At 68.4% G+C, this 6,485-nt stretch carries 8 protein-coding genes and 2 pseudogenes; all 10 read left to right on the top strand.

The genetic code is table 11. The annotated features are described in order from the left end of the window. Positions 1 to 321: 321 nt before the first annotated feature. Positions 322 to 501 (top strand): annotated as a pseudogene (locus HUU95_RS14775) (transcriptional regulator domain-containing protein); the annotation flags it as partial. A gap of 13 nt (positions 502 to 514) precedes the next feature. Continuing rightward, the gene (locus HUU95_RS05555) at positions 515 to 1,081 is read left to right on the top strand and encodes a DUF2285 domain-containing protein (protein WP_174279204.1); all 567 of its coding nucleotides are present in this window, start codon (positions 515 to 517) and stop codon (positions 1,079 to 1,081) included. Positions 1,082 to 1,211: 130 nt separating this feature from the next. Beyond that, positions 1,212 to 1,496 carry a helix-turn-helix transcriptional regulator gene (locus HUU95_RS05550; RefSeq protein ID WP_174279203.1) on the top strand — a complete coding sequence of 95 codons (285 nt, stop codon included), beginning with the start codon at positions 1,212 to 1,214 and terminating at the stop codon, positions 1,494 to 1,496. A gap of 2 nt (positions 1,497 to 1,498) precedes the next feature. Then, positions 1,499 to 2,590, top strand: a complete 1,092-nt coding sequence (locus HUU95_RS05545) for a replication initiator protein A (RefSeq protein WP_254602642.1) — start codon at positions 1,499 to 1,501, stop codon at positions 2,588 to 2,590. After that, the gene (parA, locus tag HUU95_RS05540) at positions 2,587 to 3,225 is read left to right on the top strand and encodes a ParA family partition ATPase (RefSeq protein WP_174279202.1); all 639 of its coding nucleotides are present in this window, start codon (positions 2,587 to 2,589) and stop codon (positions 3,223 to 3,225) included. The genes HUU95_RS05545 and parA overlap by 4 nt, the downstream gene beginning before the upstream one ends. Beyond that, on the top strand, positions 3,222 to 3,476 hold the full coding sequence (locus tag HUU95_RS05535; protein ID WP_174279201.1) for a hypothetical protein: 255 nt from the start codon (positions 3,222 to 3,224) through the stop codon (positions 3,474 to 3,476). Before parA ends, HUU95_RS05535 begins: the two co-directional genes overlap by 4 nt. Further along, positions 3,473 to 3,937: a DUF2840 domain-containing protein gene (locus tag HUU95_RS05530; protein WP_174279200.1), complete on the top strand. Its 465-nt coding sequence runs from the start codon at positions 3,473 to 3,475 to the stop codon at positions 3,935 to 3,937. Before HUU95_RS05535 ends, HUU95_RS05530 begins: the two co-directional genes overlap by 4 nt. Further along, positions 3,934 to 4,449 (top strand): S26 family signal peptidase, encoded by a 516-nt coding sequence (locus tag HUU95_RS05525; RefSeq protein ID WP_174279199.1) that lies wholly within the window; start codon positions 3,934 to 3,936, stop codon positions 4,447 to 4,449. Before HUU95_RS05530 ends, HUU95_RS05525 begins: the two co-directional genes overlap by 4 nt. Before the next feature lie 133 nt (positions 4,450 to 4,582). After that, on the top strand, positions 4,583 to 5,314 hold the full coding sequence (locus HUU95_RS05520) for a lytic transglycosylase domain-containing protein (protein WP_254602641.1): 732 nt from the start codon (positions 4,583 to 4,585) through the stop codon (positions 5,312 to 5,314). Positions 5,315 to 5,594: 280 nt separating this feature from the next. Then, positions 5,595 to 6,485 (top strand): annotated as a pseudogene (locus HUU95_RS05515) (relaxase/mobilization nuclease domain-containing protein); the annotation flags it as partial.

Raw genomic sequence — 6,485 nt, 5'->3', positions numbered from 1 at the left:
CTGCGGCTGCTGGACGCTGCCGCAGAGGGCGCGGACTGGCGCGAGGTCTCTTCGATTGTGCTCGGGCTGGACCCTCACCTCGATCCCGAGCGCGCTCGCAGAGTCCATGCCGCCCATCTTGAACGCGCCCGGTGGATGACGCGCGTCGGATATCGCGACCTCCTTGCGGAGAGTCGGGGCCACTAAGTCTTTGACGTAGCACGCTGCGCAACACGCGTTGCGCCTACGCAGCCTTTAAACGATCGCCGCCCTTCGGCTAGCCTGTTCACGGAACGTTCCTCCCAGTCGCGGCGTAGGCGTTCTTGCAGGGAGGGACGTCGTATGGCCGCATCGGGCGGCGACTGGCGGGACGGCTCCGCCTACGATTACGTGGACCAACTCGGCATCGAGAAGATCGCGCACGAGTTCCTGCGGCGCAACGACATGTATGCCGCCGACTACGAGACGCTGCACGACGAGTTGGCGGACGATCAACCTCCACCGGCGCTTGCGCGCTGGGGGTTGCGATTTCGCGGTGAACCCGAACACCCGCGCCGATCAGGCGATTACGGTTTGGCTCCCACAGGTCGATCCACACCTCGCCCTTCTGACCCGAGTGCCGTTGTCATTGTTTGCGGGATCCGATCTGGCCGCGATCGACGCCACCCACATCACGTCGGCCGCTGAAGGCGAATATCTGGAGCTGAGCGCCTCGAAGTCATCCCACCGCGCCCTACTCCTCTCGTGCATACCCGCAGGCGCAACGGCATTTGTCCTTCCGTTCGACGAGCTGTTCGAAGAACGTATCGAAATCGCCCGGCAGCTGTATAGCATACTGGTGCGGCGTCGCACTCAGCCCACCAGCCTGTCGCCCTATCGGCGTCGGCGATTGAAGCTGGCGCTCAGAGCGCTCGACGCCTCGCTTGCGGGCGCGGAATACCGCGCGATCGCCGAGGTGCTGTTCGGTGACCGCGTCCCACGAGGACCCGCCTTTCGCGACGACAGCCTGCGCGGACAGGCGATCCGTCTCGTTCGCTACGGCCGTCACCTCATGCGCGGCGGCTATCTCGACCTGCTGCGGCCTGGTCGCCGCGGCCGGTAGAGGTTTGGCGGGGATGACGACCAACCGCCGATAAGATCGTCATCCACCCCGTCAGGCGCCCTCCCCCAGGGTGCGTGCAAGCCGCCGCTTCGACGCGACGGCGCTCGCAACACTCTGGAAGGCGCTACACATGCCCGACCCCCTTGCCGGTCTACCGCCTCGCTGCCTGCGCACGCCGGAAGCGGCCCGTTTTCTCGGGCTTTCCGGCCGCACCCTGGAGAAGCACCGAACCTACGGAACGGGGCCGCGCTACTCCAAGCTTGGCGGCCGCGTCGTCTATCGCCTCGACGACCTTCAGGCTTGGCTGAACCGCGGCGCCAAGACCTCCACCGAAGACCAGCTCGCCGACGCCGTTCTCCCGGCCAAGCCCCATTCCAATCCGCTCGCTCGCTATGCGGGCCAAGCGCGGCGCTGAGGGTGCGCCGGCTCGCCGCCTCCAGCGAGCGCGAGTCGCTCGATGTGTTCGAGGCGCTCTCCGGCCCGCTCGCCACCCGCGACCAGCGCGACCTCATGGAACGGCCGTTCTTCTCCCTCGCCAAGGCCAAGCGTGTGACCCCGATCGCCTACCAAACCGGAGATACGGAAGTGCAGGTCTACGCCGTTCCGGAACATGGCATGGCGACGATCTGGGACGCGGACGTCCTGATCTGGGCGGGCTCGCAGATCGTAGAGGCGCTTGATCGCGGCCTGCCCACCTCGCGGTTCTTCCGCTTCACGCCCTACCAGCTCCTGACGGCGATCGGACGCGCCACCGGCAACCGCGAATATCAACTCCTGCGCGGCGCGCTCACGCGCCTGCAGTCGACCGTGATCCGCACCACGATCCGCCAAGGCGAACACTGGCGACGGCAGCAGTTCTCCTGGATCAACGAGTGGGAGGAGCTCGTCACTCGCGGGGGCCGCGTCGAGGGCATGGAGTTCGTGCTCCCCGATTGGTTCTATCAGGGCGTCCTCGATCGCCGGCTCGTCCTAACGATCGACCCCGGCTACTTCGCCCTGACCGGCGGCATCGAGCGCTGGCTCTATCGCGTCGCCCGCAAGCACGCGGGCCGCCAGGCGGAAGGCTGGCGCTTCGATCTCCGCCATCTGCACACCAAGAGCGCGTCCACCGCCCGGTTCACCGACTTCGCGTTGGACATCCGTCGGATCGCCGCACGTCAGCCGCTCCCCGGTTATTGGCTGGACATCGAGCGCGTGTTCGACGCGACCGGCTTTCTCGGCGAGTTCATCGTCATGCGCCCGGATGGACCGCGGGGGCTTGTGGATAACTCGCGCGCGGGCCCGCCGGACTATCGGGACTTCGGGCGCGGGGGTGTCGGGACTCCGGGCGCACGATCATCGGGACTTCGGGCGCAAGCCGTAAATACGGACAGGGCGAAAGAGGCAGCTGATCAGCAGCTTACGTTGGGCCTCGAAGCCCTTAACTCTTTAACAGAATCTAACTCTAAAGACGCGCGTGCGCGCGAGGCGGTGAATAAGTCGGCTTCGCCAGCAGGGCGACGGCCATGATCGTCGCGCTGGTCAACCAAAAGGGCGGCGTCGGCAAGACGACGCTGGCGCTGCACCTCGCCGGGAAATGGGCCGGGAAGGGGAAGCGTGTCGTGGTGGTCGATGCGGACCCGCAAGGGTCGGCGCTCGACTGGTCCGAGCAGCGCGCCCGGGAAGGCGTGCCGCGCCTTTTCGGCGTCCTCGGGCTGCCGCGCGAGACGCTGCACCGCGAGCTCCCGGCGATCGCCGCGGACGCGGATCATGTGATCGTCGATGGCGCACCGCGGATCGCCGGCGTCGCGCGCTCCGCCTTGCTCGCCGCCGATCTGGTGCTGATCCCCGCTACGCCCTCGCCGTTGGACGGCTGGGCCTCGGCGGAGATGCTGCGCCTGCTGGGTGAGGCGCGCGTGTTCCGGCCTGGCCTGCCCGCGCGCATGGTGCTGAACCGCTGCGCGGCCCGCACCATCATCGCGCGCGAAACCGCCCAGGCGCTGGCCGAGCATGACCCGCCGGTGCTCGCCGCCCGTGTCGGTCAGCGAGTCATCTTCGCCGACGCAGCCCGTACCGGCCGTCTCGCCGAGGAGCTCGATCCGGGTTGTCTCGCGGCCGCCGAGATCGCCGCGCTCGCCGCCGAGATCGAGGGTCTCGCACCATGACCCGCCCGCGTCCAACCTCCCGGTTCGCCGCACGACCGGGCGCGGCCGACGCTTGGGTGCGCGAGCCGGATTCTCGCACGGGGTCCGTCGCCGAGTACACCGCGCGGCTGACCATCGACGTCACCCCGGTGCTGCGCGGGCGGATCAAGATCACCGCCTTCGAGCGCGGCATCACCGTCGCCGAGATGCTGCGGACGCTGCTGGAGCGCGAGTTCGGCGATGGCGCAGCTGACCGCGGAGCGGCGCCGTGACCGCGCTCACCGAAGTCGAGTTGATCCACCTCGAAGGCAAGATCGAGCGCTGGATACGGTTCGGCCAGGAGGCGCAGGAGCGCATCCTCGACCGTCGTCGCCGCGTCCTCGCGTTCGCGCCCGGCGCGGTCTTCGCCTTCGTCCGCTGGGCGTCCAACGACTACGGCACCATCGTCAGCCGCATCGACGTTCTCCGCGCCGTCGACGCCGGCCAGCCGCTGTCTACCGTCCCGCTCGTCCGGCCGGGCGCGGAGATCCTGCTGCGGATCTCCGGCTGGCCGAAGGTCGAGCAGGTGCTCGCGGCCATCGACCAGGTCGAAGCACTCGATGTGCACGCCGAGGACGCCTGCCCGGACCATTGGCGGCATGTCGGCAACCGCATCGCCACCGGCCAGCTCGTGCGCCCGTACAGCGCCGACCGACACAGCGCCTGGCTGCTCAGGAGAAGGATTTCCGCATGACGATTGCCTCGAAAACGCTCGCCCTGACGCTCCTCGCGAGCTGCGCCGTGGTGTTGCCGAGCGTGGCGTCGCCGCCGCCCCAGCTCATCTGGAACGCGAGTGCGAGCGTGCCGATCGGCCTCTATCGTGTGCAGCCGGAGCCGGAGCCTAATGTCTCGGACATCGTCGTTGTGCGACCCCCCGAGGTGCTGGTCTGGTTCCTCTCCGACGGAGGTTATCTTCCGCGCGGCGTGCCGCTGCTGAAGCATGTGGCTGCAGTCGGCGGGCAAAGGATCTGTCGGATGGGAGCCGCCGTCAGCATCGACGGCGTGACGGTCGGTGAAGCGCTCGGCCATGATCGCCGCGGCCGTCCGCTGCCGGTTTGGCAGGGCTGCACCGTGCTCGCCGCCGACCAGGTGTTCCTGTTCAACGCGAACCGACCAGACTCGCTCGATGGTCGGTATTTCGGCCCCTTGTCTCGCACCACCATCGTCGGCTGGGCGCAGCCGATCTGGACCCGGAGCGGCGACTGAGATGCGCGCCTCTCTCTCTTCTCGGCCGTCTCGGCGATACGGGCTGCGCGCAGGAAGCGTCATCGGCCTGGTCGCGGCCTGGGCTTCCGTGACGCACGCGCAGCCGACCGCCGTGCGATCTCGAGAGCAGCCGGTGCAATCGTTCGGCCTCTCTCAGACGATCGCGGAGGCCTCGGCGCGGTTCGGCGTTCCGGCCCGCTGGATCGCCGAAGTCATGCAGGTCGAAAGTCGCGGCGATCCACAGGCGCTGTCGCCGAAAGGCGCGATCGGCCTCATGCAGATCATGCCGGGGACCTACGCCAGCCTCGCCGCGCGCTACGGCCTCGGCGCCGATCCCTGGAACGTCCGCGACAACATCATGGCGGGCGCGGCCTACCTCCGGGAACTCTACGACCGCTACGGGGCGAGCGGTTTTCTCGCCGCCTACAATGCCGGTCCCGGTCGCTGGGAAGATCATCTGAACGGCGTTCGTCCGCTGCCCGGCGAGACCGTTCGATACCTGTCGCGGCTCGGGCCGTCGATCGGTGCCGACCTCGCTCCAGGATCGAACGTGAGCAGCCAAGCCGCCGCACTCTCCCCACGCACCGCACCGATCTTCGTCGCGCTGAACGTCGTCGAGCCTGCTGTTCAGCTTGCAGCCGAACGGGAACGGATCCTCCGGATCATCGCGGAGAACGAGACTGTCCTCGATGCACGCGACCGCCTGTTCGTGGCTCCTTTAATCAGCAAACAGGCCGCCGAGCATAGGAGCAAGCATGATGCAGCGAGCGACGTTCATCCCGCATCGATCTCGCAGCCGACCCCTCCCTCGCCAACCAGCGCGATGGTGCCAAACTCGCTTTTCGCGCCACACGACCATCACTGAGCGACGACGGGATGGGCAGATCGATCGCAGGGTTCACACGTCCCGCAGAGATAGGCGGCGGGGGGAGATGCGTCGTTTGTGGAGGATGGGAAAGAGGGCGAGATAAAAGGGCTGCCAGCCCTGGGTGTTCGGGGTGCGCGCTTCGCTCGACAAATCATAGACTTAGGAAGCCGCGGCCTGCCAGCTCCGCCGGCCGCCAGGCTGGCACGAAGAACGTATTTCCAACCTACGGCAACGACTTAGGTGCCAGCTTCGGGCTCCGCGCGCCCGGCGAAGCCCTATGAGCGGCCGCGACGACGAGGTGCGCGTCCGACCCGGCCGGGTCCGGGACGGCGGGCGGGGAGCGGGTAAGCCTCAGACTTTCGTCGGCCAGGTCATGCGAGCCGCCCGCAAGGCCGGGCATACAGGTCCAGGGCTTGGTCGTGGTGCGTCGGGTAGAGGCGGCGGCTTCGGGCGCGGACGGGCGGCGGCCGCGGCGCTCGCGCTCCGCTCGCCCCAGCGGCGCGTCGTCATCAAGGCCCGCGTCGTGCGTCAGCGAGGCGCGCGTTTCCGCTCGGCCCCGCTCGCCAAGCATCTCAGCTATCTGCAGCGCGATGGCGTGACCCGGGACGGCGCCGACGCTCGCCTGTTCGATGCGCGCGGCGACACCGCCGACGTGTCGGCCTTCGCCGAGCGCTGTGCGGACGACCGGCACCATTTCCGCTTCATCGTATCGCCCGAGGACGCGCCCGAGGTGGCCGACCTGCGCGCGTTCACCCGCGACCTGATGACCCGCGCAAGCCAAGATCTCCGAACGCCCATAGACTGGGTTGCGGTCGATCACTGGAACACCGACCAGCCTCACGTCCATGTGCTCGCCCGCGGCGTCGATCAGGACGGGGCCGATCTCGTCATCAGCCGCGAGTATATCAGCCGCGGCTTTCGCGCCCGGGCGGAGGACTTGGTCGGCCTGGAGCTCGGCCCGCGCTCGGAGCAGGCGATCCGATCGGGCCTTGAGCGGGAAGTCGGCGCGGAGCGCTGGACGGGACTGGATTGGGCCCTGAGAGCGGCGATGGACGAGGGCGCGGGGGTGGCCGACCTGCGCCCAGGCTCCAAAGCGTCGCCCGATGCCGACCTCCGCAGATTGATGATCGGGCGGGCGCAGGTGCTGGAGCGCCTCGGTCTGGCTGAC

The organism is Sphingomonas bacterium, assembly GCF_903643065.1.
Taxonomy (GTDB): domain Bacteria; phylum Pseudomonadota; class Alphaproteobacteria; order Sphingomonadales; family Sphingomonadaceae; genus Sphingomonas.
This window is presented reverse-complemented; position numbering and strand designations above follow the sequence as displayed.

Excerpts from the sequence above, each read along its gene's own strand:
- HUU95_RS05550 (WP_174279203.1), top strand. The coding sequence starts at position 1,212 with ATGCCCGACCCCCTTGCCGGTCTACCGCCTCGCTGCCTGCGCACGCCG.
- parA (WP_174279202.1), top strand. The coding sequence starts at position 2,587 with ATGATCGTCGCGCTGGTCAACCAAAAGGGCGGCGTCGGCAAGACGACG.
- HUU95_RS05535 (WP_174279201.1), top strand. The coding sequence starts at position 3,222 with ATGACCCGCCCGCGTCCAACCTCCCGGTTCGCCGCACGACCGGGCGCG.
- HUU95_RS05525 (WP_174279199.1), top strand. The coding sequence starts at position 3,934 with ATGACGATTGCCTCGAAAACGCTCGCCCTGACGCTCCTCGCGAGCTGC.